We start from the raw sequence: 24,181 nt of genomic DNA, 5'->3' as shown, positions 1-24,181 counted from the left end.
GCGGGGGGCCGCCGCCGCCGCGAAGCAGGGGGCCGTCGTCCGACGGGCGGGCCCCGCGGCGGCGGTGTACTGGAGCGTCCACCGCCACGCCGCAGACTGCCAGGTCGGCCCTCAGCGCGACCGAGGTCATGACCGGCTCAGACCATGTAGGTGGAGTTGATGATCGCGCCCTTGTTGGCGTAGTGGATCACCGCGTCCTGGACGTCGAGCGGGTGGGCCGGGATGACGCCGGCGACGAGGTCCTCCTCGCGCGCGCCGTGCAGCGCGAGGCCGAAGCGGCAGCAGAAGACCGTGCCGCCCTCGGCGATGAAGGTCTCGAGCGCGGCGTTGATGTTCGTCTCCCCGGGGAAGGCGGCGTCGCCGGTGGTCGGGAAGCCGCGGTTGGCGATGCAGTTGATCGCGCCGGGGCCGTAGAAGTAGATCGCCGACTCGAAGCCCTTGCGCAGCGCGCGCGTCGCCTGCAGGACGGCCACGAAGCTCACCGACGACTCGTGCGCGATGCCGTGCACGAGGGTGAAGTAGCTCTGACCCGGCTTGGCCTGGTAGTCGGGGAAGATCTTCGTGCCGCCGTAGAGGTTGCTGCCCTTCGGCAGCGACGGGTGCGGGATCTCGGCGAGGCTCGCGGCGATGTTCGCGGCGATGAGGTCGTCGTCGGTGGCGGGTGCTGCGGTCATGTGATTCCCCTTCGGTGATGGTTGTGCGGAGCGGTCAGTCGTAAAGCGCGGCGTAGTTGTCGGTGAAGACGTGACGGGCGAGCTCGCCATCGCCGGTGGCGTGCTGCAGGCGCGCGAGCTCGCCGGCGTGGTCGCCCCACGGTTCGTCCGAGGCGAAGAGCAGGCGGTCGTGGCCGATGCCGCGCCGGTCGATCTCGGCGGCGAGCCAGCGCGGCGCGAAGCCGATCGCCCACGAGAGGTCGGTGTAGACCTGCTTGCCGGCGGCGATCCAGTCGAAGAAGCGCGAGCCGACGAGCTTGATGTGCCCGCTCATCCCGCCGCCGAAGTGGACGAGATGGATCTTCGTATCGTCGCCGTACCGCTCGACGAGCGTGCCGACGCGGTCGATGTCCGACGCCGCGCCCGGTGACGTGTGCACGTGCACGACGAGGTCGTGCGCGCGGGCGGTCGCGAAGATCGCGTCCAGCTGCGGCAGGCAGGCCTCGTCGTCCGGGGCGCCGCCGAGCAGGAAGGTCGTCTTGAGCGCGCGCACGCCCGGTTCGCCGGCCAGCGCGAGCGCCTGCTCGGTGAGCACTGCATCGGCGGGCCGCGGCGAGACGAACAGGCCCGCCCGCACCCGGTCGTCGTGCTGCGCCGCCTCGAGCACCAGCTCGTTGAGGGCGAAGGTGACCGCGACGTCCGGCACGCCGTAGTTCGGGATGACCAGTGCGCGCTCGGTGCCCTCGCGGTCGAGATCGGCGAGCAGCTGCACGATCGTGGCGCGCGCCGTGACGTCGGGGTTCACCGGCGGCCCGCCGTAGAACGGGTACGCCGGCAGCACCCCGAGGTGGCGATGGGCGTCGGCGAGTGGCACCTGACCAGTACCCACCCGGGCCGTTGCCGTGTGGTTACTTCCGGAACAAGTCGCCGTATCGCGGCGGCACGCCGCTCAGCGGCCGCGCGGCGCTCGAGGCCCGGCACGCCGGGCCCGGTGCCCCGGCGCGCACGTTTCGCCGCGGTGACACGGCATCGCGCGCCATGTGGCCGTCACGCGCCTACCCGCCCGGCGCGCACAAGCACTAGCGTCGGTCGGGTGAGCACACGGAACATCCGCATCGGGGTGCAGCTGCAGCCCCAGCACGCCGACTACGCCCAGATCCGCCGCGCCGCCGCCGAGGCGGAGGACCTCGGCGTCGACATCGTCTTCAACTGGGACCACTTCTACCCGCTCTACGGCGACCCCGAGGGCAAGCACTTCGAGTGCTGGACGATGCTCGGCGCCTGGGCCGAGCAGACCAGCCGCGTCGAGATCGGCGCGCTGGTCACCTGCAACAGCTACCGCAACCCCGAGCTGCTGGCCGACATGGCCCGCACGGTCGACCACATCAGCGACGGCCGGCTCATCCTCGGCATCGGGTCGGGCTGGTTCCAGAAGGACTACGACGAGTACGGCTACGAGTTCGGCACGGCCGGCGGTCGCCTCGACCAGCTGCGCGACGACCTGCCCCGGATCGAGCAGCGGTGGGCGAAGCTGAACCCCGCGCCGACGCGGAAGATCCCCGTCCTGATCGGGGGTGGCGGCGAGAAGAAGACGCTGCGCCTCGTGGCCCAGCATGCCGACATCTGGCACTCGTTCAGCGACGTGGAGACGCTGCAACGGAAGTTGGGGATCCTGCGCGAGCACTGCTCGGCGGTCGGCCGCGACCCGTCCGAGATCGAGATCTCGGTCGAGACGCCGCGCGGCGGCGACCCGGACAAGGCCATCGACGCCTTCCTGCAGGCGGGCGCCACGCTGTTCACCGTCGGCGTCGGCGGTCCGGACTACGACTTCACCCACCTCAAGCGGTGGCTCGACTGGCGCGCCTCGCTATAGGTCGATGTCGTTGTCTTCGGGCATCTAGCCCGCACCCTAGAGAGAGGCAGACAGTGGACGACAAGTCGATCCTCGACCACATCAACGAGCTCGCCGTCGAAGAGCACCGCCTGCGCCAGTCGCACGCGACGCACACCAGCGACGACCGGCGCCGGCTCGAGCTCATCGAGCGCGAGCTGGACCAGGCATGGGACCTGCTGCGCCAGCGACGGGCGCGCAGCGAGTTCGGCGAGGACCCGGACGACGCGCGCGAGCGCTCGGTCGACGAGGTCGAGGGCTACCTGCAGTAGCGCCGCGCCGGCCTACTTCGCCGGGCGCTCGGCCGTCGCGACGGCGTAGAGCGCCTCGGGTGCGACGGGGCCGGCGTAGGTGCGTCCGTCGTCGACCAGCAGCACCGACACGGCCGACGACGACACCAGCCGGCCCCTGCCCCAGGCACCCTGCACGCTCTCGGCGGTGACGGTGTTCGTGCCCGCGACCGCGGTCGCAGCGGCCGTCGCCGCCGTGGCGGGCAGCTGGAAGCAGAGCACCGGCGACCACCCCGAGCCGACCGAGGTCATCGCCGGGTCGGTGGCCGAGCGCACCGTCGCGCCGGCGGGCGGGCGGAAGGTGAAGGCACTCGCGGGCTGCGGGCCGAAGCGGATGCTGCTGAAGCTCACGTCGACGACCGGGTCGTCCTGGTCGGCGGCGAACAGCTGCACCGCGAGCGGCGTGCGGGTCTGCGCGTCGATCGCGATGTAGGCCGACTGCAGCAGCGAGGTCGCATCGGTCGGACGCAGCACCAACCCGTAGACCGAGCGGTCGGCCACATCGGCCGAGCCGGCGAGCTCGACGCTCGTGTCCCGGGCCTGCAGCAATTGCCGCGCCAGGTCGGCGGGGCTGGCCGCCGTCGTCCAGAGGGTCGAGGCGGGGGTCGCGCCGTTCGCGAGCGTGCCGCGCACGGCGAGCCGTGAGCTGCTGTCCCAGAACCACTGCTGCGACCCCGAGCGGAACCAGTCCGACTCGGAGCGCGGCCGCACGAACGCGACGCGCGACTGCTGCGGGCCGCCGTTCCAGACGCGCACCGTGTGCGAGCCGGCGCCCAGGCCGGCGAGGGTCAGCTCGGCGGCGGGCAGCGTGGACGACGGGGCCCCGGCGACGCGTCCGAACACCGCGACGTCGTCGGACACCTGCGCGACGGCGGTGCCGACGAACGGTTCCAGCTCGCCGGACCGTGCCGGGGCGAGCAGGTAGGACGGATCGGCCACAGGGAGGCCCGCCGTCGTGTCCCCGGTGTGCGCGATGCGCACCGACACCACGGCCGCGGCGACGAGCACGGCGGCCCCCAGGAACGCCCAGCCGGCAGCGCGGCGCCGGCGGTGCACAGGCGGGTGCTGGAGGCCGGACGCCGTGCGGACAGGCGCGGTGCTCACCGGACTCAGGGTCCAGATGCCGCACTGTGATCGGACTGAGGTGGACGGGGCGGCTGCGCCCCGCCAGGCTGGACTCTCAGGGTCCGGGTCTCAGGATTCGTGCCGCTGACACCGAAGAAGGAGAGCACCGTGCGTCTGCTGATCGTCGAGGACGAGATCCGGCTGGCCGCCGCCCTGCAACGCGGCCTCGCGGCCGAGGGCTTCACCGTCGACCTCGCCCACACCGGCCCCGACGGTCTGCACATGGCCCAGGAGCACAAGTACGACGCGGTGATCCTCGACATCATGCTGCCGGAGCTCTCCGGCTACCGGATCATCGAGCAGCTGCGCGCGGCCGAGAACTGGGTGCCGATCCTCATGCTGACGGCGAAGGACGGCGAGTACGACGAGGCGGACGCGCTCGACCTCGGCGCGGACGACTACCTCACCAAGCCGTTCTCGTTCGTCGTGCTGCTCGCCCGGCTGCGGGCCCTGCTGCGTCGCGGGGTGACGCCGCGTCCGGCGGTGCTCGCCGTCGACGACCTCGTGCTCGACCCCGCGGCGCACACCGTGAAGCGCGGCGACACGACCGTCGAGCTCACGCCGCGCGAGTTCTCGCTGCTCGAGTTCCTCATGCGCCGGGCCGGTGAGGCCGTGAGCAAGGCCGACATCCTGCACCACGTCTGGGACGCCAACTACGACGGCGACGCGAACGTCGTCGAGGTCTACGTCGGCTACCTGCGTCGCAAGATCGACGCACCGTTCGACAAGCAGAGCCTGCAGACCGTGCGCGGCGCCGGCTACCGCCTCACGCCGGCGAGCCCGTCGGCACAGTGAGCGCGGTCAGCACGGGCTGTGCGCCGTGATCCGGCGCCTCGTCCGGCTGCTCGGTTCACCGGCGCACTGGTGGACCAGGCAGTCGCTGCGCGCCAAGCTCACGGTCATCGCGACCGCCTTGTTCAGCTTCGCCGTCGGCAGCGGCGCCGTGCTGGTGATCGCGCTGCAGCGCTACGCGCTGGTGCGCGTGCTCGACTCGTCGTCGGCGAGGACCGCCCACGACATCGCGCAGGAGTTCCGCAACGGCAAACGGCCGCAGGTGGTCGACCCGACGACGAGCGGGATCGCGTTCGTCCAGGTGGTCGACGCGGACGACGCCCTGATCGCGTCGTCGTTCGGCGCCGACCCGACGGTGTCGATCGTGACGCCGGACGAGCTGGCGCAGGTGCGCGCGGGTACCCGCCTCGACGTCACCAACCCGGCCAACCCCAACGGCCGGCTGCGGGTCTACGGCAGGCGCATCGGCCCGAACACCGTGCTCGTCATGACCGATCTCAGCCGTGTCGACGACTCCATCCGGGTGCTGAAGGAGGCCGCCCTCGTCGGCGGGCCGGTCGCCGTCGCGCTCATGGCCGTGGCCACCTACGCGACGGTGTCCATCTCGATGCGCTCGGTCGCGGCGCTGAGGCACGGCGCCGCCGACATCACCGCCGCCGGCCTGGCCGAGCAGCGCCTGCCGGTGCCCCCGACGCGCGACGAGATGCACAACCTCGCCGAGACGCTGAACGCGATGCTCGACCGCATCGACTCGGCGACCCAGCGCCAGCGCACCTTCGTGGGTGACGCCGCGCACGAACTGCGCTCACCACTGGCGTCGCTGCGGGTGCAGCTCGAGGTGGGTGCCCGTCTCGGTCAGGACGCCGAGTGGCCGGCCATCATCGACGACGCGCTCGTCGACGTCGACCGGCTCGACCGGCTCGTCGGTGACCTGCTCGCGCTCGCCCGGCTCGACGAGGCGCACGGGGCCTTGCTGCGGAAGGAGGACGTCGACCTGGCCGACCTCGTCGACGCGGTCGTCGCCGGCCACCTGCACGCCCGGGTGGCGGTGACCGTCACCGACCGGTCGGACACGACCGTCGAGGGCGACCCCGACGGCCTGCGCCGCGTCATCATCAACCTCGTCGACAACGCCGTGCGCTACGCCTCGACGTCCGTGGAGGTCACGGTCGGGTCGGCCGACGACGTCGCCGTCGTCACGGTCACCGATGACGGGCCGGGCATCCCCGAGGCCGAGCGCCGCGCCGTCTTCGACCGCTTCTACCGCACCCACGCCTCGCGCTCGCGCGACACCGGCGGCACCGGCCTCGGCCTGGCGATCGTCCGCGACGTCGTCACCGCTCACCACGGCAGCGTCTGGCTCGACGCGCGTCCGGACGGCGCCCGCGGCCTCCACGCCACCGTCACCCTGCCGCTGCACCAGCCCGACTGAGCCGGTCGCGCGAGGGTCAGCGGCAGCCGGGCGGCGAGCTCGACGTCCCGCTGCTCGCCGAGCACGACGGGGACGGCGGCCCCGACGAGGGCGGCGGGCCGGACGACGGCGGCGCCGAGGACGACGACGACGAGGGCGGCGTGTACGCGTAGATCGTCAACGGGATCGACGTCTTGGTCGGGTAGGACAGGCCCGGCGTGATGCCCATCGAGGCGACCTTGCCGTCCTTCGTCTGGTCGGTCGTCGGCTGGGTGGTCTGGGCGACGTTGAAGAAGCCGATGTTGTTGAGCTTCTTCAACGCGTCGGCACGGCTCAGCCCGGTGACGTCCGGCAGCTTGACCTTCCCGTTCGAGATGAACACGGTGACCGTGCTGCCCGGCTTGACCAGCGTGAAGGCGGCCGGGTTCTGCCGCACGACCTGGCCCTCGGGCACCGCGCCGCTGTCGACGTCGACCCGCTTGGGCACCAGGTTCACGGCCTGGATCGCCTGCGCGGCGTCGTTGTAGGAGTAGTCGCGCGTGCTCACGTCCGGCACCTGCACCGTGCCCTGCTTGTAGGTGCGGTACTTCACCGTGCTGTTGGCGTTCACCGTCGAGCCCGGTTGCGGGTCGACCGTGCAGACCTGGCCGTCCTGCACGGTCTGGTTGTTGAAGCACGGTCCGCTGGTGGTGCCTGCCGGCACCGGTACGAGCGTGAGCTTGCTGAGGGCGTCCTCGGCGGCCTGCGGGCTCATGCCGATGACGTCGACGGGGATCGTCTCCTGCGCCACCTGCGGCTTGTTGTCGCTCCTGTTCGCGTAGATCAGGTAGCCCGCGCCGGCGGCGACGAGCAGCACCGCGAGCGCGATGGCCAACCAGATCAGGCCGCTGCGGCGGGTGCGGTCGCTGTCGTCCGGGTACTCGTCCGGACGCCGCGGGATGAACACCGGCGGCGGGGGCGTGCGGGCGATGAACTGCGTGCGCTCGGCGTCGGTCATCACCGCCTCGGCCAGCACCGGCTGGTTGGCGATGGCGCGCTGGATGTCCTGCCGCATCTCGGCCGTCGTCTGGTAGCGGTTGGCGACGTTCTTGGCCAGCGCCTTCATGACGATCGAGTCGACGGCGCGCGGGACGTCCGGGGTGCGCGCCGACGGCAGGGTCGGCAGTTCGCGCACGTGCTGGTAGGCGACGGCGACCGGTGAGTCGCCCTGGAACGGTGGCGTCCCGGTGAGCAGTTCGTAGAGCAGGCAGCCGGTCGAGTACACGTCCGACCGGGCGTCGACCGCCTCGCCGCGCGCCTGCTCGGGCGAGAGGTACTGCGCGGTGCCGATGACATTGGCCGTCTGGGTGACGGTGGCCGAGTTGTCGGCCACCGCGCGGGCGATGCCGAAGTCCATGACCTTCACCGCGCCGGTCGGCGTGATCATCACGTTGGCCGGCTTGATGTCGCGGTGGATGATCCCGTTGCGGTGGCTGAAGTCCAGGGCGGCGCACACGTCGGCGGTGATCTCGAGCGCGCGCCGCGCCGGCAGGCGTCCCTCGGTCCGCAGGATGTCGCGCAGCGTGCGGCCGTCGACGTACTCCATGACGATGTACGGCAGTTCGCTGCCGTTCATGCCGGCGTCCTCGCCGGTGTCGTAGACCGACACGATCGACGGGTGGTTCAGGCCGGCGGCCGAGTGCGCCTCGCGGCGGAACCGGTTCAGGAAGGACTGGTCGCGAGCGAGGTCCGCCCGCAGCACCTTGATGGCGACGTCGCGGTTGAGCCGCAGGTCACGGCCGCGGTGCACCTCGGCCATGCCGCCGTAGCCGATGAGTTCGCCGATCTCGTAGCGGCCGCCGAAGACGCGGGGCTTGGTCATGCCGCGCTCCTGTCGTGGGTGGTCGGTGGGGTCGTCACGTCCGTCACTTGCTTCCCTGCGGGGAGTCCAGATAGGCCTGCATGACCGCCTTGGCCACCGGCGCAGCGGCGAGGCCGCCGGTGGTCTCGTTGCCCGCCACGCCGCCGTTCTCGATTATCACGGCGACGGCGATCTTGGGCTGTCCGTCCTTCAGCGCGAAGCCCGAGAACCAGGCGTGCGGCGGCGTCTGCACGCCGTTGACGTAGATGCCGGTGTCGGCCGTGCCGGTCTTGCCGCCGACGGTCACGCCGGGGATCGCGGCGGAGGCGCCGGTGCCCTCGGGCGAGGTCACCACGGCCTCCATCATCTGCTGCAACTGTGCGTCCACGCCGGGTTCGAGCACCTGGTCGAGCTGCTTCGGCTGTGTCTCGGACACCACCGAGAGCGTCGGGCCGAGTTCGCGCGACACGAGGTACGGCTGCATGAGCGTGCCGTTGTTCGCCACTGCCGCCGAGATCATCGCCGCCTGCAGCGGCGTGATGCGCACGTCGCGCTGGCCGAAGGCCACGCGGGCGAGAGCGGTGACGTCGCTGAAGTCGTCGGTGCTGCCGGGCGTGGATGAACAGACCGCGAGCGGGATCTCCATCGCCGGCGGGTCGCACGCGTCGTACTGGCCCGGACGATAGGGCGCGTCGAGCCCGAACGACTGGGCCTCGCTGATGAACCCCTGCAGGTCGAGCTGGTCGGCGAGCAGGGCGGCGAAGGCGGTGTTGCACGACTTGGCGAGCGCGAACTCGAGGGTGGCGGTCTTGCCGTCGTCGCACTGCTCGCGGTCGAAGTTCGAGACGCACGGGCTCGCGGTGCCGGCCGGGCACGGCGTGGTGCGCGCCGGGTCGCCCGGCCAGTACGAGTTCGGCGCGGCGATGCGGGTCTCGGGCGTGCGGTTCTGCTTGAGCGCCTGCGCCGCGACGATCACCTTGAACACCGAGCCGGCGGCATAGACCTGCCGCAGGGCGCGGTCGTACAACGGCCCGGGATCGCTCGGGTTGGCGCGGTACATCGCGGTCGGGTCCTCGGGCACGTCACCGCAGCCCTTGCTGCCGAACCCCGTGTACGTGTCGAGGTACGACAGCGGGTAGCGCGACGGGTTCTGTGCGTTGCGCTGCTTGTAGAGCGTCGACCCGCCCTGCCGCAACACGAGTTGAGCCTGGATGCGGTCGTTCAGGTGCTGCTGTGTCTCGCCCGGCTTCCGCGCGTCGTCGAGGCTGTTGTAACAGGCGTAGGCGTGCGTGATCGCGTCCGGGTTGTGCGAGCTGAGCACGGTCGGGTCGAACGACGGCGTCGACACCAGCGCGAGCACGGCACCGGTCGTGGGGTCGAGCGCCACGACCGCGCCGCGCTTGAGGCTGCCGTCGGGGTTCTTCATCGCGTCGTACGCGGCCTGCTGCGCGGCCCGGTTCAGCGTCAGCTCGACGTTGCCGCCGCGCGGGTCGCGCCCGGTGAGCAGGCCGGTGAACTGGGTGGTGAAGAAGCGCTCGTCGTCGCCCGACAGCACCTGGTTGCGCACGCCCTCGATGCCCGACGACCCGTAGACGTAGGAGTAGTACCCGGTGACGGCCGCGTACAGCGGCCCCTGCGGGTACTGCCGCAGGTACTTGAGCTCGTCGTTGGTCTTGATCGAGTCGGCGATCGCCTTGCCCTGCACGACGATCGAGCCGCGCGGGTGCGAGTACTCCTCGAGCAGCACCCGCCGGTTCGTCGGGTCGTTGCGGTACTCGTCGCTCTGCAGCACCTGGACGACGTTGAGGTTCACGAACAGCGCGGCGAACAGCACGCCGAGCGCCACGGCCACCTTGCGGATGGGACGGTTCACGGTTCAGACCAGCGCATCGATCGGGGCGGCGGTGCGTGCGGGGGGCGCGGGCGGCACGGTCGCGGGCCGGCGGGCGGCGTCCGAGATGCGCAGCAGCAGCGCGAGGATGATCCAGCTGCCGAGCAGCGACGAGCCGCCGTAGGACAGGAACGGCGTGGTGAGACCGGTCTCGGGCAGCAGCCTGGTGACGCCGGCGACCACGACGAACAGCTGCAGCGCCATGAGGAACGACAGCCCGCAGGCGAGCAGCTTGCCGAACGCGTCGCGCACGCCGAGACCGGCGGCCATGCCGCGGGTGACGAAGACGGCGTAGAGCACGAGCAGGCCGGCCAGCCCGACCAGCCCCGTCTCCTCACCGAAGCTCGAGATGATGAAGTCGGTGGCGGGCAGCGGCACCAGTTCGGGGTGGCCGTTGCCGAGGCCGGTGCCGAAGATGCCGCCGGTGCCGAGCCCGAACAGTGACTGGCGCAGCTGGTAGCCGTCGGCGTCGTGCGCGGCCGAGAACGGGTGCAGCCACACGCCGACGCGCACCTGCACGGTGCCGAAGAGCTGGTAGGCGACGTAGGCGCCGACGACGAAGAGCAGCAGGCCGACGATCACCCAGCTGACGCGCTCGGTGGCGACGTAGAGCAGGACGACGAACAGCCCGAAGAACAGCAGGGACGTGCCCAGGTCGTGCCCGCGCACGAGCACGCCGATGCACATGAGCCAGACGAGCAGCAGCGGCCCGAAGTCGCGTCCGCGTGGGAAGTCGATGCCCAGCACCCGGCGTCCCGCGAGCGCCAGCACGTCCCGCTTGGTGACGAGGTACGCGGCACCGAAGACGGTCAGCAGGATCTTCGCGAACTCGCCCGGCTGGATCGAGAAGCCCGCCAGCCGGATCCAGATGCGCGCCCCGTTCACCTCGCTGAAGCGGGCCGGCAGCACCGCCGGCAGCAGGAGGAAGAACAGGCCGAGCAGGGCGAGGGTGTAGGCGTAGCGCTGCAGCACCCGGTGGTCGCGCACGAGCACGATCAGCGCGATGAACAGCGTGACGCCGATGGCCGTCCACAGCACCTGGGTCGGCGCCGCCGCGCCGCCGTAGTCGGCGCCGAGACGCTGCTTCAGCCCGAGGTCGAGACGATGGATCATCACCAGCCCGAGGCCGTTGAGCAGGACGACGATCGGCAGCAGCAGCGGATCGGCGTACCGCGCGACCTTGCGGATCACCAGGTGCGCGACCAGCCCGACGACGATGGGGACGGCGGCGTAGGTGGCGAGCCGGTGCGAGAAGTGGCCGTCGCGCGCGGCCTCGACGGCGGCCTCGGCGCCGACGACGATGAGCACGGCGAAGAGCAGGAGCAGCAGTTCGGCCGTGCGGCGCGTCGGGATGCGCAGCTGCGGTGCGAGGGTGGTCATCGTCCGCTGCCACAAGCTCCGACGGTGCTGCCGATCGACCCGGACAGCGACGCCGACGGGGTGGCCGCACGCGGCGACGTGCTCGTCGGCACGGGCAGCTTCGAGGTGGTGAGCCGCGGGCGCGCCGTGCCGCTCGACGATCTCGTCGACGGCGCCGCCGACGACCGCGGCGGGCTCGCCGACGCACCGGACGAACAGCTCGTCGCGGGTGACGACGGCGCAGGTGACGACGGCACGGGGGTCGGCGCCGGCGGGGTGCTGGGGTTCACCAGTCCGGCCAGTTCGTCGATCTTGCGCATGCCGGCCTGCAGGCTGTCGACGCTGATGCCGTCGGTGATGCGGCCCTGGTAGGCGGGCGGCAGCTCGTCGATGGTGAGCCCGCCGTAGTGGCTGTCGACGGTGTACAGCTTCAGCGGCCCGAGCCCGGCGTTCACCCCGCGGAAGATCGCGACCCGGTTGCCGTCCTTCCCGACGAACCACTGCGTGCGCGTCCACGCATAGGTGCCGGCGAGCGCGGCGACCACCAGCAGCGGGACGCCGAGCACCAGTACCCAGCGCCGCCAGCCCCAGCGGCGTCCGGTCGAGGCGGTCGGCTCGGGGGGCGTCACGGGCAGGGCGACGGTGCGGGTCAGGTCGCGCGCCTTCTCGGCCGGGCTGTCGCCGGACTCGTCCGCGCTCGCGCCGTCGACCAGCGCGCCCGCGACGACCGGCGTGAGGTCGACGCCGTCGCCGAACCCGGCCTCGATGACGTCGGCGACGATCACCGTGACGTTGTCCGGCCCGCCGCCACGCAGGGCGAGCTCGACGAGCCGGTCGGCGCACTCCTGTGTGTCGGCGATCATCATCGTCTCGCCGATCGTCTGCTCGCTGACGACGTCGGACAGCCCGTCGGAGCAGAGCAGGTAGCGGTCGCCCGCCTGCGCCTCGCGGATCGAGACGTCGGGGGCGACCTCCGACCCGAGCAGCGCCTTGAGGATCACCGACCGGCGCGGGTGGTCCTTCGCCTCCTCGGGCGTGAGCTTGCCGCTGTCGACGAGGTACTGCACATAGGTGTCGTCGTGCGTGATCTGCGAGAGCACGCCGCCGCGGAACAGGTAGGCCCGCGAGTCGCCGACGTGCACCAGCCCGACCTGGCCGCCGCGGAAGCGCAGCGCGGTGAGCGTGGTGCCCATGCCCTCGAGCTCGCGCTGCTCCTCGACCGCCCGGGCGATGCGCTGGTTCGCCTCGGCGACGGTGTCGCGCAGCGTGCTGATCAGGTCGTCGAACCCGCGGTCCTCGTCCAGGTTCTCGAGCGTCCCGATGACGATCTTGGACGCGACCTCGCCGGCCGCGTGCCCGCCCATGCCGTCGGCGATCGCGAGCAGCCGGGGCCCGGCGTAGACCGAGTCCTCGTTGTTCGTGCGCACCAACCCGAGGTCGGAGCGCACGGCGTAGCGCAGGTGGAGTGCCACTAGCGCAGTTCCAGCACGGTCTTGCCGATGCGCAGCGGCACACCGACCTCGAGGGGGATCGGCCCGTCGACCTTCCGCGTACCGAGGTAGGTGCCGTTGGTCGAGCCGAGGTCCTCGACCATCCACCGGTTGTCGACGAACGAGATGCGGGCGTGGCGCGTGCTCACGTAGTCGTCGGTGAGCACGAGCGTCGAGTCGTTCGCGCGGCCGATGAGCACCGGGGCGCCGGTGAGTCCGATGCGGGTGCCGGCGAGGCCGCCCTCGGTGACGAGCAGGTGGGTCGGCTGGCCGCGCACCACCTGCGGCGCCGCGGCGTCGTTGCGGCCGCGCCGGCGCGCCGGCGGCGGTGTCGCGACGCGGGGCGCGCCGCTCGTGCGCAGGTCGAGGCGGATCACCCGCAGGGCCGCGAAGACGAACAGCCACAGCAGCGCCAGGAACCCGAACCGCATCAGCTGCAGCGCGAGGGCGGAGTTCATCCGCTCACCGGCGTTCCTGCTGGAAGACGATGCGCGTGTGGCCGATGCGGATCACGTCGCCGTGCCGCAGCAGCTGGCTGGTGATCTCGCGGCCGTTGACGGCACTGCCGTTGGTCGAGCCGAGGTCGTAGGCGGTCGCGAAGTTGCCGTCGAACTGCACGTCCAGGTGCCGTCGCGAGATGCCGTGGTCGAGCAGTTGGAGGTCGGCGGCGTCGCCCCGCCCGACGATGTTGCTGCCGACCCGCAGCTCGTAGCGCTGGTTCGTCTGGTCGATCACGAGGGCGGCGGCGGCCCCCGCCGGCGCCTGAGGTGGTGGTGCCCACGGCTGCTGCGGGGCCTGCGGCGCGCCCTGGGGTGCGAACTGCCCCGGCGGCGGGCCGTACTGCTGCGGCGGCGCGAACTGAGGCTGTGGCGGCGGGTACTGCTGCGGCTGCTGGTACGGCGGCGCGAAGACGGTCTGCCGCGCGGGATCGGCGGCGGCCGGGGCGTAGGCCGCGAAGCCGTCGTCCGGACGCACCTCGGCGGCCACCGCCGGCATCGACAGCGAGTCGTGCGGCCGGCGGCGCGGCGGGGCGTTGGGCTCCATCCGCGACGCGACACCGAAGACGCCGGTGTGCAGCTGCTCGTCGTGGGCGAGGTACACCTCGACGTCACCGATGGTCGTCCACCGGTTCTCGTCCAGGTACTCCTGCACCAGCTCGGCGAGGGAGTTCGTCAGCTGCGTCTCCCACGGCACGAGCCGCTCGTAGTCGCTCGTCGCGAGCGTCACGCGGTACCGGTTCGGCGACATGACCTGGCCGTTGCCCATGACGTTGCGCTTGTCGGCCGCCTCCCGCTGGAGCGCCGTGCCGATCTCGACCGGCTCGACCTGGCCCTTGAAGACACGCGCGAAGGCCGAGCCGACGAGCCCCTCGAGGCGGCGTTCGAAGCGCTGGGCCAGGCTCATCGGCACCTCCTTCGCGGCGGTTCCGGGCCCGTGGTCGGACCGGCTCGCGAACAGCGGCGACCGGCGCCGCACGGGACGTCGGGCGGGCGGACTGGCAGCGAGTCTAGCCGCCAGACCCTGAAGGCCCCGGTTCCTGCGATGAGCGCCGTGCTACCTTTCTGTCAGCCGTAAGACTCCTCACGCCCGCCGTGCAGCGATCTTCGAGCGGCTCGCCGGGCAAGTGGCGGAATGGCAGACGCGCACGGTTCAGGTCCGTGTGTCCGTAAGGACGTGGGGGTTCAACTCCCCCCTTGCCCACTCGATGACCCACGCGACGGGCCGCGGCCCGTCCTGGCAGGATGGCGCCGGACGCAGCCGCCGCCGGAACCACCGGACCGGTCGGTGTTGCGCGGGGCGGACGGTGAGCGGTGTCGGACGACGACCGCACGGTCCGCGGGGCGGAGGCGGAGCACCGCTACCGCACCCTCACCGAGACCGGGATCGTCGGCGTCATCCACTGGCACGTCGACGGCGCCGTCAGCGAGGCGAACGACGCGTTCCTGCAGATGGTCGGGTACACGCGCGACGACCTCGAGGCCGGACGCATCGACTGGGTGGCCATCACCCCGCCCGAGTACCGCGCGATCGACGAGGTGAAGGTCGCCGAGCTGCGCGACCGGGGCTCGCACGCCCCGTACGAGAAGGAGTACGTGCGCAAGGACGGCAGCCGGGTGCCCCTCCTGGTCGCGTCCGCCCACCTCGACCGCGCGGCCGGCACCGGCCTGTCGCTGATGGTCGACCTCAGCGAGCAGTGGGCCGCCCGCGCGACCGCCGAGGCGGCGACGCGCCGGCTGGCGCTCATCGCCGACGTCTCCCGCAGCCTGCTCGACGCGGTGTCCGGCGACGACGTGCTGCACCGCTTCGCCGACGCGCTCGTGCCCGCGGTGGGAACCTTCGCTGCGGTCTTCGTCGCCGAGGGCCCGCTGCTGCGCCGCGCCGCGGTCGCCTCGACCGAACCCGGTCTGGCTGCGCAGCTCGTCAACCGCCACCCCGTACCGGCCTCCTCCGACGTCCCGGTCGTGCGGGCCCTGCGCACCGGCGAGGTCATCGCCTTCGAGCCGTTCGTCGAGGCGTCGGCCCACCAGGTCTCGGACGCGCCGGAGTACGTCGACGCCGTGCAGCGCTCGCGCACGTCGAGCGGCGTCGCGGTGCCCCTGCGGGCGCACGGCGGCACGGTCGTCGGGGTGGCGGCGGTCGTCGCTCCCGACGGTGTGCCGACCGACGAGTGGCCGACGCTGCAGGACATCGCCGCCCGCACCGCCGCCGCGTACCTCAACGTGCTCGAGGTACAGACCGAACGGGCCATCGCCGAGCGGCTGCAACAGGCGTTGTTGCCCGCCGGCACACCGTCGATCGCGGGTCACGACGTCGGCGCCGCGTACCTGCCGGCGGCGGGCGACCGCGGGGTCGGCGGCGACTGGTGGGACGTGATCGACCTGCGCGACGGCACGGTGGCACTCGTCGTCGGCGACGTCTCGGGTCACGGCGTCACCACCGCGACGGTCATGGCCGAGGTGCGCAACGCCCTGCGCGGCTTCCTCACGGCGGGCTTCACCCCCGGGCGTGCGCTCGAGGCCGCGTCGCGGCTGCTCGAGTTCACCGAGCACCGCGAGCACGCCACGGCGCTCGTCGCGCGCTACCGCCCGGCCAGCGGCGAGCTGGTCTACAGCAACGCCGGCCACCCGCCGCCCATCGCGATCGTCGGCGACGGCGATCGGGCGGCGGACGGTCGGGTCGTGCTGCTCGACGCGGTGCTGGACGCCCCGCTGCGCCTCGTGCCCGGCCAGTCCCGCCGCGAGGCGACCGTGCGACTGGCGGCACCGTTCGACCTGCTGATCTACACCGACGGCCTGGTCGAGAGCCGGCGCCGCCCGATCGCCGAGGGGATCCCGGAGCTGTGCGCCGTCGCGTCCGACATGGACGCGTCGTACTCGGCGCAGCACCGTGCCGAGCGGTTGGTCGCCGAGCTCACCGGCACCGAGGCCGAGGACGACATCTGCGTCGTGCTGCTCTCGCGCCGGTCCGGCTGAGCGCGACGAGCGCTGCCGAACACCGGTGTCACGCTCCTCACCGGGGGCTGAGGTGGACGGGCGGCGCGGGACGCGGGCGCCGATAGCATCACCTGATGGACTTCGGGCGCGACGTGGGCGCCGAGGCCGGGCCTTACCCGCCCGTCTCGGTGATCATGACCGCCCTCGAGGAGCGTCGCCACCTCGTCGAGGCGGTCGACAGCGTCTTCGCCCAGGACTACCCGGGACCCCTCGAACTGGTCGTCGCCGTCGGCCCGTCGACCGACCGCACCGAACACCTCGCCCTGCAGCTCGCCGTGCAGCACGGCCGCCGCATGAAGGTCGTCTCGAACCCGAGCGGCAGCACGCCCGCCGGCCTCAACATCGCGATCGCCGCCGCCGACCCCGAGTCCGAGATCATCGTGCGCACCGACGGGCACGCCCACCTCCCGCCGCACTACGTGCGCACCGCGGTCGAGGTGCTGCTGGACAGCAAGGCCGCCAACGTCGGCGGGATGATGGTGCCCGAGGGCACGACGCCGTTCGAGTCGGCGGTCGCCCGCGCGATGTCCCGCCGCATCGGGATGGGCTCGGCGCTGTTCCACGTCGGCGGCGACGCCGGGCCGGCCGACAGCGTCTACCTCGGCGTCTTCGACCGCGAGATCCTCGAACGCACCGGCGGCTTCGACGAGCACTTCGCCCGCGCGCAGGACTGGGAGCTCAACAAGCGCATCCGCGACCTCGGCGAGACCGTCTGGTTCGACCCCCGGCTGCGGGTGCGCTACCGGCCGCGGCCCAGCGTCCTGCGGCTGGCCCAGCAGTTCCACGGCTCGGGGCAGTGGCGCTGGCAGGTGATCCGCCGCTACCCGGACACGGTCAACGCGCGCTACCTCGCCGCCCCTGCCGCGACCCTCGCGCTCGGCACCGCGGCGGCCGTGCTGCTGGTCGACGCCGCCCTGCTGCACCGCCGCTCGCTGTCGGCCGCCGCCGCCGCCGTGCCGGGCGGCTACCTGGCCGTCATCCTCGTCGGCGCCGCGCTCACGCGCGACGGCCTGGACGCCCGCACCAGCGCGCTGTACCCGGTGGCGCTCACCACGATGCACCTCTCGTGGGGGGCCGGGTTCCTGCGCGCGGCGCTGCGCGACGCCGTGGCCGAGCTGCGTGCCCGCCGGGCCGCACGGGCGATGCCGGCGGGCGCCGCATGACGCGCCCCGGCCCGACGCGGGCGTGAGCGCCGAGCACCCGAACGCCGTCCGCGTCGTCCTCGCTGGCGCCGATCCCGGCCCGCTCGCGGGGCAGCTCGCGGCGCTCGACAGCCGGCGGCGCATCACCGTCACCGCCTTCACCGGCATGGCCGACCTGCCGACCGACACCGCGTTCGCGCTCGTCTCGACCGGGCTGCGGGCGCCGGACGACGTGCTGCTGCGGCTGCTGGACGATCCGGCCCTCACCGGCGTCGCCGCCCTCGTCGCGCCGCCGGCCGACGGCGCACCGGCGGACGTGCTCACGGCCGGGGCGGTGGTGCAGAGCGCGGGGTCGGCCGTGCACGCCGTCACCGACCCCGACTCGTCGTCGCTGCGGGCGGTGGTCGTCCCGGTGTCCCTGGCCGCCGCAGCGGTGCGCGTGCTCGCGGCGATCCCGGCGGCCGGCCTCGCGCCGGACACCGCCCAGGACACGACCGGCGCGGTCGACCTGGCCCTCGTCGCGCTGGTGCGGTCGTCGCTCGGCCCGGTGACGGCGGTGCGTGCCGAGCCGCTGCCCGCGCGGCGGGACGGCGGCACCCTCCCGCCGTTCGACCCGCAGGCGCCCCTGCGCTCGGCCGCACGACCGGGCGACGGGTTCTGGTCGACGTTCGTGCTGCGCCGGATCTCAGCCCGGCTCACGCCATGGTTCGTGCGGCACGGCATCGCGGCCAATGCCGTCACCGTCGTCTCGTTCCTGCTCGGCGCCGCGGCCGGGCCGCTGTTCGCGTGCGCGGGGTATCCGGGTCTCGTCGCCGGAGCGGTGCTGTTGCAGCTGGCGCTCGTGCTCGACTGCGTCGACGGCGAGATCGCCCGCGCCACCCGCACCCGCTCGGCCCTCGGCGCCTGGCTCGACGGCGCGACCGACCGGGTCAAGGAGTACGGGGCCCTCGCCGGGCTCGCGGTCGCCGCAGGTGGCGCGCGCTGGTGGCTGCTCGCCGGCGTCGGGCTCGCGGTGCAGACGGTGCGGCACGTGCAGGACCACGCCTTCGACAAGGGTGTGCTGGCCGAGTGGCGGTCGTCGCTGCGCGACCGGCGCCCCCTCGCGGACACGACCCCGTGGCACCGTCCGCCCGGCACGCCGGCGGGCCCCGACCGGCTCACCGGCTCGCCGTCGATCTGGCTGCGGCGGGTGCTGCGCATGCCGATCGCCGAGCGCTGGCTGGTGCTCTCGGTGGCCGCGGCCGCCCACCGGCCGGGCGCCGGCCTGGTCGCCTACGCCGCGCTGACCGGCTTCGCCTGGCTGTTCACCGTGCCCGGCGCCGTCGTGCGGGCGCGCCGCCTGCCGGCGGCCTCGGCGGCGATGACGCGCCGGCTCACCGCCTTCGCCGATCCCGGCATCGTGCCGATGCCGGTCAGTGCATGGACGGTGCCGGTCGTCGCGACCGTCGTCGAGTACGCCGCCGTGCTCGCCACCGCATCGGCCGCGTCCTTCGCATGGGCGGCCGCCGTGGCCTGGCACCGTTACGACGTGCTCTACCGCGGCGGTGACGTGCCCCCGGTCGTCGGCCGGCTGGCCGGCGGCTGGCCGCTGCGCGCTGCCGTCGCGGTCGCGCTGGCGGTCGTCGGGGGCGTCGACCCGTCGGCCCGCCACGTCGTCGCTGCCGTGCTGGTCGCCGGTGCCCTCTGGCTCGCCGCCGTCACACTGCCCGAGAGCCTGCGCCACGGTGTCCGCACCGCCCGCTCGTCCCCGGCGCGAGTCGTCGCCGAGGCCGCCGCGTGACGGGGCCGGGGGACGAGCGGCGGTCGCTGGCCGAGGTGCGGGCGCTCGCGCAGCCGCCCGAGGTGCTGAACCGTCGCAACGCCGAGCACTGGTCGGGCACGTACCTGCGCCGCGTGTCGGTGTACCTCACCTACGCGCTGCTGCCGACCGGCATCTCGGCCAACGGCGTCACCGGGCTGATGATCCTGACCGGGCTCGCCGGCGCCGCCGTGCTGCTGTGGACCTCGGCCTGGGCCATCGTGCTGTGTGCCGTGCTGATGCAGCTGCAGATCCTGATCGACTGCAGCGACGGCGAGGTGGCCCGCGTGCGCCGCACGACCTCGTCCGCCGGTGTCTACCTCGACCGCCTCGGGCACTGGACAACGGAGGCCGCGCTACCCCTCGGCCTCGGCATCCACGTCGACGGCGGCCCCGGCTCGATCGGCGGCTGGACGACGCTGGGTGCCCTCACCGGGCTGATCGTGCTGGTGAACAAGGGCGTCGGCGATCTCGTGCACGTGGCGCGGGCGCATGCCGGCCTGCCCGTGCTCGCCGACACGGCCGGCGCGGTGCGGCTGCGGGGCGGCGTCGTCGCCCGGGCCCGCGCGCTGCTCGCGCACGCGCCGGTCTTCCGGGCCTTCATCTCGATCGAGTTCTCGCTGATCCTGCTCGTGCTGGTGGTCGTCGACGAGCTGGCCGGCACGCACCTGCTGCGCGGGTGGGCGGCGATCATGGCGCCCGTCGCGCTCGTGCTGACCCTCGGCCACCTCGCCGCGGTGCTGCTGTCGAACCGGCTGCCGGGCGGTCGCCGCTGAGCCGGCGTCAGACGATCGGCGGGTGCCCGAGGCGGGCGAGCCGCCACACGGTCGTCCACCGCATCGGACGCCGCGGCCCGGGGTCGGTGCGGAACCCCTCGGCGAACCCCTGCCACCACACCCACCAGGCGCGGGGCCGCCGGCCGAGGCGCAGCGCGGTGATCGCGATCCAGCTCAGCAGGTAGAGCACGAGCACCGGGGCCGGCAGGTTCCGCCGTGCCACCCAGACGCGGTTGCGCGCGTTGTGCCGGTAGTAGACGGCGTGCCGCGAGGGCAGCGTGGCCGGGTGATGGGCGGTGAGGTCGCCGGCGTAGTGCACGGTCCAGCCGCCGTCCCAGAGCCGCCAGGCGAGGTCGATGCCCTCGTGGCCGTACCAGAAGTGACCGGGCCAGCCACCGACGCCGTCGAACGCGGATCGCCGCACGAACATCACGCACTCGGCGATGGTGAAGCCGGGCCCCGGCCGCTCGGGGTGGTCGACGCGCAGTCGCGGCACCCATCGCCGCATGGTCACGCCGTGCTCGTCGCAGACGTGCGGCTGCACCGAGCCGAGGGTGGCGTCGCGGCCGAAGCGCCCCGCCACCGCGGCGAGCAGGTCGGGGTCGTCGAGCCACGCGTCGTCGTCGACGAAGCCGACGATCTCGCCGCGCACGGCGGCGGCCCCGACGTTGCGTCCCTCGGGGATGCCGAGGTTCTCGGGCAGCGCGAGCGTCCGCACGCCGTCGGGCAGGCCCGACGGCGCCCAGCCGTTCCCGACGACGAGCACATCCAGCTCGACGCCCTGCTGGGCGAGCAGGCCGTCAAGGCAGCGCCGCAGCTCGGGCATGCGGGTGCCCTGGCTGAGCACCACGACGCCGACCGACGGCAGCGGCCGACCGGCTTCGTCCGCCACGGGGGTCAGAGCGACCGCAGCAGCCGCAGGATCTCGGCGGTCACCGCGTCGGGCTCCTGGTCGGCCTTGATCTCGTGCAGCAGGCCGCGCCCGCGGTAGTGCTCGACCAGCGGCAGGGTCGCCTCGTCGAACACCTTGAGCCGCGCCCGCACCGTCTCGGGGTTGTCGTCGGCCCGGCCCTCGACCTCCGCCCGGGCGAGGATGCGGCGCACGAGCTCGTCGCGCGGCACGTCGAGGTAGACGACCGCATCCGGGCCCACCCCGGCCTGCTCGGCCGAGTGCCGCACCATCTCGGCCTGCTCGACCGAACGCGGGAAGCCGTCGAGCAGGTACCCGGGGCCTTCCGAGGCCTCGATGATCGGACGCAGCAGCAGCGCCAGGATGACGATGTCCGGCACGAGCTCGCCCGCGGCCATGATCGACGAGACGAGGCGGCCGATCGCCGACCCGGCCTCGACCTCGGCGCGCAGCAGGTCGCCGGACGCGATGTGGATCAGCCCGAGCTCGGCGGCGAGGCGTTCGCCCTGCGTCCCCTTGCCCGATCCCGGGGGTCCGATGAGCAGCACATTCACGCTGCCCACCCTGGCAGACGCGCGGCCGCCCGCGCGACCGGACCGGCTGTGCCCGGTGCGTGCACCGTTCAGCCGCCCGTCGCCGTCCGGACATCTGGCACCGATAGTCCTGAACACGACATGATCGCCCATACCCGACGATCCGCTCCCCCTGAAAGGTCCATCGTGCACCCACGACACCCCCGGCGGACGCTGGTGACCGCCACCGCGGTCGGCTGCGCCGCCGTCGGCAGCCTCGCCGCGATCGCTGCCGCCGCGCCCGGCGCCACGGCCGCCCCGTCCTCGACCCTCGTCCTGTCGGAGGTCTTCGGCGGCGGCGGGAACACCGGCGCCCCGTTCCAGAACGACTTCGTCGAGCTGCTGAACCGCAGCGCGAGCGCGGCCGACCTCACCGGATGGTCGGTGCAGTACCTCTCGGCCAGCCCGGCCGCCACGACCACGTGGCAAGTGACACCGCTGACCGGCGGCGTCGCCGCCGGCGGGCACTTCCTCGTCCAGGAGGGTGCCGGGTCGGCCAACCCGCCCGCACCGTCGCTGCCGACGCCCGACGCCACCGGCGTCATCAACATGAGCGGCAGCAACGGCACGGTCGCCCTCGTGCACGGCACCGCGGCGCTGACCTGCAAGACGGCGGGCGACTGCGCGGCCGATCCGGACATCATCGACCTCGTCGGCTACGGCACCGCGGTCGTGCACGAGGGTTCGGCCGACGCGCCCGGCCTGAGCAACACCACCTCGGCCCGGCGCGCCGACGGCCCCGACACCGACCAGAACGGCGCCGACTTCACCGCCGCCGCACCTGCGCCGCAGAACACCGCCAGCGCCGGGACGGGCGGCGGCACCAGTGGCGGCTCGAGCAGCACGCCGCCCCCACCGCCGACGCCCGGCCCGCTGCGCATCCACGACATCCAGGGTTCGTCGTGGGTCTCGCCCCAGGCCGGCAACACCGTCACCGACGTCCCTGGCATCGTCACGGCGGTCCGCACCTCGTCCAGCAAGGGGTTCTGGATCCAGGACCCGACGCCGGACGCGAACCCCGCCACCAGCGAGGGCGTCTTCGTCTTCACGAGCAGCACCCCGACCGTCGCGGTCGGCGACAGCGTGCTGGTGAGCGGCACCGTGAGCGACTACTACGCGCTCAGCTCGGGCGAGACGGTCAGCACGACCAGCAACCTGTCGGTCACCGAGCTCACCAAGCCGACCACCACCGTGCTGTCGCACGGGAACGCGCTGCCGGCGCCGGTGGTGCTCGGCCCGGGCACCGTGCCCGACACCTACGCGCCGGACCTCGGCGGCGCGAACATCGAGACGACGCCGATCACGCCGTCCCGCTCGGCGCTGGACACGTACGAGTCGCTCGAGGGCATGCGGGTCGAGATCGACGATGCCCGCGTGGTCGGTCCGTCCAACAGCTACGGCGAGACCTACGTGACGAGCAAGCCGGCCGAGGCGCCGACCTACCGCGGCGGCACCGAGCTGCTGGGTGAGAACCGCACGCCGTCCGGACGGATCGAGGTCGTGCCGCTCACTGGCGGCAACCCGGGGGCCGACGTCGGCGACGTGCTCACCGGCGCGACCGTCGGCCCGCTCGACTGGTCGAGCTTCGGCGGCTACGTCATCGACTCGGCGCCGGTCACCGTGGCGCACCACGGGCTCGCCCCCGTCGTCGCGACGCCCGGCACCGCGAAGCAGCTCACCGTGGCGACCTACAACGTCGAGAACCTGGCGCCGGGCGACAGCGCGGCGAAGTACCAGGCGCTCGGCAGCGGGGTCGTCACGAACCTCGGCGCGCCCGACATCGTGGCGCTCGAGGAGGTGCAGGACAACACCGGCGCCACCGACGACGGCACCGTCGCCGCGGACGCCACGCTGACGAAGCTGACCGACGCGATCGTCGCGGCGGGCGGCCCGCACTACGCGTGGCGTGAGATCGACCCGGCGAACGACCAGGACGGCGGCCAGCCGGGCGGCAACATCCGGGTCGCGTTCCTGTTCGACCCGTCGCGGGTGTCGTTCGTCGACGCCGGCCCGGCCGACGTGAACCGGACGACCACCGGCACCCAGGTCGTGAAGAGCCACGGCAAGGCGGCGCTCACCCTCTCGCCCGGCCGCATCGACCCGACCAACCCGGTCTGGACGAGCAGCCGCAAGCCGCTGGTCGGCGAGTTCCTGTTCGACAAGCAGTCGGTGTTCGTCATCGCGAACCACTTCGACTCGAAGGGCGGCGACCAGAACGCCGACGGCCGCTTCCAGTACCCGCAGCGGTCGTCGGAGGTGCAGCGAGCCGGGCAGGCACAGGTCGTGCACGACTTCGTCCAGTCGCTGCTGGCGGTCGACAAGAAGGCCCAGGTGGTGGTCGTGGGCGACCTGAACGACTACCAGTTCAGCCCGGCGCTGTCGGTGCTGCGCACCGGCTCGGCCGAGGGCGCCGGAGAGGCGATCCTCACCGACCTCATCGCCACCCTGCCGGTCGACCAGCGCTACACCTACGTGTACGAGGGCATCTCGCAGGTGCTCGACCACATCCTGGTGAGCCCGACGGTCGACGGCGACCGCTACCAGGTGGTGCACGTCAACGCCGAGTTCCCCGACCAGACCAGCGACCACGACCCGCAGGTCGGCACGCTGAGCCCGTGATGCAGGCGCGGGCAGCTCGTCGCCCGTGATCGCGCTGCGGGCGGAGTGTCGCCCGGTACCAGGAACCGCGACCGCCGCCCGTCACCCCGCGGCCGGCGCCCTCCCCGCGTGTGCCCGGCCGTGGGTTG

The 24,181-nt window shown here is 73.0% G+C and carries 20 protein-coding genes and 1 tRNA gene; 10 read left to right on the top strand and 11 right to left on the bottom strand.

Annotated elements, in window-relative coordinates; all coding sequences use genetic code 11:
* Window positions 1-137: 137 nt before the first annotated feature.
* Both ACTHMS_RS03935 and ACTHMS_RS03930 read right to left on the bottom strand, forming a co-directional pair.
* Complete coding sequence (locus tag ACTHMS_RS03935) at window positions 138-674, bottom strand: MSMEG_0572/Sll0783 family nitrogen starvation response protein (RefSeq protein WP_440305366.1); 537 nt, start codon at window positions 672-674, stop codon at window positions 138-140.
* A 34-nt stretch (window positions 675-708) separates the two neighbouring features.
* Window positions 709-1,527 carry an amidohydrolase family protein gene (locus ACTHMS_RS03930; protein WP_440305365.1) on the bottom strand — a complete coding sequence of 273 codons (819 nt, stop codon included), beginning with the start codon at window positions 1,525-1,527 and terminating at the stop codon, window positions 709-711.
* A 219-nt stretch (window positions 1,528-1,746) separates the two neighbouring features.
* Here ACTHMS_RS03930 and ACTHMS_RS03925 point away from each other — a divergent pair, with 219 nt between their 5' ends.
* Together ACTHMS_RS03925 and ACTHMS_RS03920 are read left to right on the top strand one after the other, a co-directional pair.
* The gene (locus ACTHMS_RS03925) at window positions 1,747-2,526 is read left to right on the top strand and encodes an LLM class F420-dependent oxidoreductase (protein WP_440305364.1); all 780 of its coding nucleotides are present in this window, start codon (window positions 1,747-1,749) and stop codon (window positions 2,524-2,526) included.
* A 53-nt stretch (window positions 2,527-2,579) separates the two neighbouring features.
* Complete coding sequence (locus ACTHMS_RS03920; RefSeq protein WP_440305363.1) at window positions 2,580-2,816, top strand: DUF2630 family protein; 237 nt, start codon at window positions 2,580-2,582, stop codon at window positions 2,814-2,816.
* Window positions 2,817-2,828: 12 nt separating this feature from the next.
* On the opposite strand, the gene ACTHMS_RS03915 is transcribed toward ACTHMS_RS03920, so the two are convergent.
* On the bottom strand, window positions 2,829-3,938 hold the full coding sequence (locus tag ACTHMS_RS03915) for a LolA family protein (RefSeq protein WP_440305362.1): 1,110 nt from the start codon (window positions 3,936-3,938) through the stop codon (window positions 2,829-2,831).
* Between the two features lie 129 nt (window positions 3,939-4,067).
* Here ACTHMS_RS03915 and ACTHMS_RS03910 point away from each other — a divergent pair, with 129 nt between their 5' ends.
* Both ACTHMS_RS03910 and ACTHMS_RS03905 read left to right on the top strand, forming a co-directional pair.
* Window positions 4,068-4,754, top strand: a complete 687-nt coding sequence (locus ACTHMS_RS03910) for a response regulator (protein WP_440305361.1) — start codon at window positions 4,068-4,070, stop codon at window positions 4,752-4,754.
* A gap of 25 nt (window positions 4,755-4,779) precedes the next feature.
* The gene (locus ACTHMS_RS03905; RefSeq protein WP_440305360.1) at window positions 4,780-6,183 is read left to right on the top strand and encodes a sensor histidine kinase; all 1,404 of its coding nucleotides are present in this window, start codon (window positions 4,780-4,782) and stop codon (window positions 6,181-6,183) included.
* 16 nt (window positions 6,184-6,199) lie between these two features.
* Here ACTHMS_RS03905 and pknB read toward each other — a convergent pair whose 3' ends face one another.
* Genes pknB through ACTHMS_RS03875 form a run of 6 tightly spaced genes read right to left on the bottom strand, consistent with a single transcriptional unit; the run spans window position 6,200 to window position 14,146 of the window.
* Window positions 6,200-8,023 (bottom strand): Stk1 family PASTA domain-containing Ser/Thr kinase, encoded by a 1,824-nt coding sequence (pknB, locus tag ACTHMS_RS03900; RefSeq protein WP_440305359.1) that lies wholly within the window; start codon window positions 8,021-8,023, stop codon window positions 6,200-6,202.
* Window positions 8,024-8,066: 43 nt separating this feature from the next.
* Entirely contained in the window at window positions 8,067-9,875 is a 1,809-nt protein-coding gene (locus ACTHMS_RS03895; protein ID WP_440305358.1) for a penicillin-binding transpeptidase domain-containing protein, read from the bottom strand.
* Between the two features lie 3 nt (window positions 9,876-9,878).
* Window positions 9,879-11,273, bottom strand: a complete 1,395-nt coding sequence (locus ACTHMS_RS03890; protein WP_440305357.1) for an FtsW/RodA/SpoVE family cell cycle protein — start codon at window positions 11,271-11,273, stop codon at window positions 9,879-9,881.
* Window positions 11,270-12,724: a PP2C family protein-serine/threonine phosphatase gene (locus tag ACTHMS_RS03885; RefSeq protein WP_440305356.1), complete on the bottom strand. Its 1,455-nt coding sequence runs from the start codon at window positions 12,722-12,724 to the stop codon at window positions 11,270-11,272. Before ACTHMS_RS03885 ends, ACTHMS_RS03890 begins: the two co-directional genes overlap by 4 nt.
* Complete coding sequence (locus tag ACTHMS_RS03880; protein WP_440305355.1) at window positions 12,724-13,200, bottom strand: FHA domain-containing protein FhaB/FipA; 477 nt, start codon at window positions 13,198-13,200, stop codon at window positions 12,724-12,726. Before ACTHMS_RS03880 ends, ACTHMS_RS03885 begins: the two co-directional genes overlap by 1 nt.
* Window positions 13,201-13,204: 4 nt before the next feature.
* Entirely contained in the window at window positions 13,205-14,146 is a 942-nt protein-coding gene (locus tag ACTHMS_RS03875; protein WP_440305354.1) for a DUF3662 and FHA domain-containing protein, read from the bottom strand.
* A 214-nt stretch (window positions 14,147-14,360) separates the two neighbouring features.
* Between ACTHMS_RS03875 and ACTHMS_RS03870 the strand changes: the two genes are divergently transcribed.
* The 5 genes from ACTHMS_RS03870 (at window position 14,361) to ACTHMS_RS03850 (ending at window position 19,952) form a co-directional block, all read left to right on the top strand.
* Window positions 14,361-14,443, top strand: a tRNA-Leu gene (locus ACTHMS_RS03870).
* A gap of 110 nt (window positions 14,444-14,553) precedes the next feature.
* The gene (locus ACTHMS_RS03865; protein ID WP_440305353.1) at window positions 14,554-16,215 is read left to right on the top strand and encodes a SpoIIE family protein phosphatase; all 1,662 of its coding nucleotides are present in this window, start codon (window positions 14,554-14,556) and stop codon (window positions 16,213-16,215) included.
* A 95-nt stretch (window positions 16,216-16,310) separates the two neighbouring features.
* A complete protein-coding gene (locus tag ACTHMS_RS03860; protein ID WP_440305352.1) occupies window positions 16,311-17,399 on the top strand; it encodes a glycosyltransferase family 2 protein in 1,089 nt (362 codons plus the stop codon).
* Between the two features lie 22 nt (window positions 17,400-17,421).
* Window positions 17,422-19,158 (top strand): CDP-alcohol phosphatidyltransferase family protein, encoded by a 1,737-nt coding sequence (locus ACTHMS_RS03855; protein WP_440305351.1) that lies wholly within the window; start codon window positions 17,422-17,424, stop codon window positions 19,156-19,158.
* Window positions 19,155-19,952 (top strand): CDP-alcohol phosphatidyltransferase family protein, encoded by a 798-nt coding sequence (locus ACTHMS_RS03850; protein WP_440305350.1) that lies wholly within the window; start codon window positions 19,155-19,157, stop codon window positions 19,950-19,952. The genes ACTHMS_RS03855 and ACTHMS_RS03850 overlap by 4 nt, the downstream gene beginning before the upstream one ends.
* Window positions 19,953-19,959: 7 nt before the next feature.
* On the opposite strand, the gene ACTHMS_RS03845 is transcribed toward ACTHMS_RS03850, so the two are convergent.
* Together ACTHMS_RS03845 and ACTHMS_RS03840 are read right to left on the bottom strand one after the other, a co-directional pair.
* Window positions 19,960-20,844 (bottom strand): glycosyltransferase family 2 protein, encoded by an 885-nt coding sequence (locus tag ACTHMS_RS03845; RefSeq protein ID WP_440305349.1) that lies wholly within the window; start codon window positions 20,842-20,844, stop codon window positions 19,960-19,962.
* A gap of 5 nt (window positions 20,845-20,849) precedes the next feature.
* Window positions 20,850-21,416 (bottom strand): adenylate kinase, encoded by a 567-nt coding sequence (locus ACTHMS_RS03840; RefSeq protein ID WP_440305348.1) that lies wholly within the window; start codon window positions 21,414-21,416, stop codon window positions 20,850-20,852.
* A 120-nt stretch (window positions 21,417-21,536) separates the two neighbouring features.
* Between ACTHMS_RS03840 and ACTHMS_RS03835 the strand changes: the two genes are divergently transcribed.
* The gene (locus ACTHMS_RS03835; RefSeq protein WP_440305347.1) at window positions 21,537-24,053 is read left to right on the top strand and encodes a lamin tail domain-containing protein; all 2,517 of its coding nucleotides are present in this window, start codon (window positions 21,537-21,539) and stop codon (window positions 24,051-24,053) included.
* The last annotated feature ends 128 nt before the right edge of the window (window positions 24,054-24,181 follow it).

Origin of the sequence: Jatrophihabitans sp., assembly GCF_051960575.1 — a bacterium.
Taxonomy (GTDB): Bacteria; Actinomycetota; Actinomycetes; order Mycobacteriales; family Jatrophihabitantaceae; genus JBQCEE01.
This window is presented reverse-complemented; position numbering and strand designations above follow the sequence as displayed.

Bases quoted from the DNA above. Each gene is read 5' to 3' on its own strand.
- ACTHMS_RS03935 (WP_440305366.1), bottom strand. From the start codon at position 674: ATGACCGCAGCACCCGCCACCGACGACGACCTCATCGCCGCGAACATC.
- pknB (WP_440305359.1), bottom strand. From the start codon at position 8,023: ATGACCAAGCCCCGCGTCTTCGGCGGCCGCTACGAGATCGGCGAACTC.
- ACTHMS_RS03890 (WP_440305357.1), bottom strand. From the start codon at position 11,273: ATGACCACCCTCGCACCGCAGCTGCGCATCCCGACGCGCCGCACGGCC.
- ACTHMS_RS03880 (WP_440305355.1), bottom strand. From the start codon at position 13,200: ATGAACTCCGCCCTCGCGCTGCAGCTGATGCGGTTCGGGTTCCTGGCG.
- ACTHMS_RS03875 (WP_440305354.1), bottom strand. From the start codon at position 14,146: ATGAGCCTGGCCCAGCGCTTCGAACGCCGCCTCGAGGGGCTCGTCGGC.
- ACTHMS_RS03860 (WP_440305352.1), top strand. From the start codon at position 16,311: ATGGACTTCGGGCGCGACGTGGGCGCCGAGGCCGGGCCTTACCCGCCC.
- ACTHMS_RS03835 (WP_440305347.1), top strand. From the start codon at position 21,537: ATGATCGCCCATACCCGACGATCCGCTCCCCCTGAAAGGTCCATCGTG.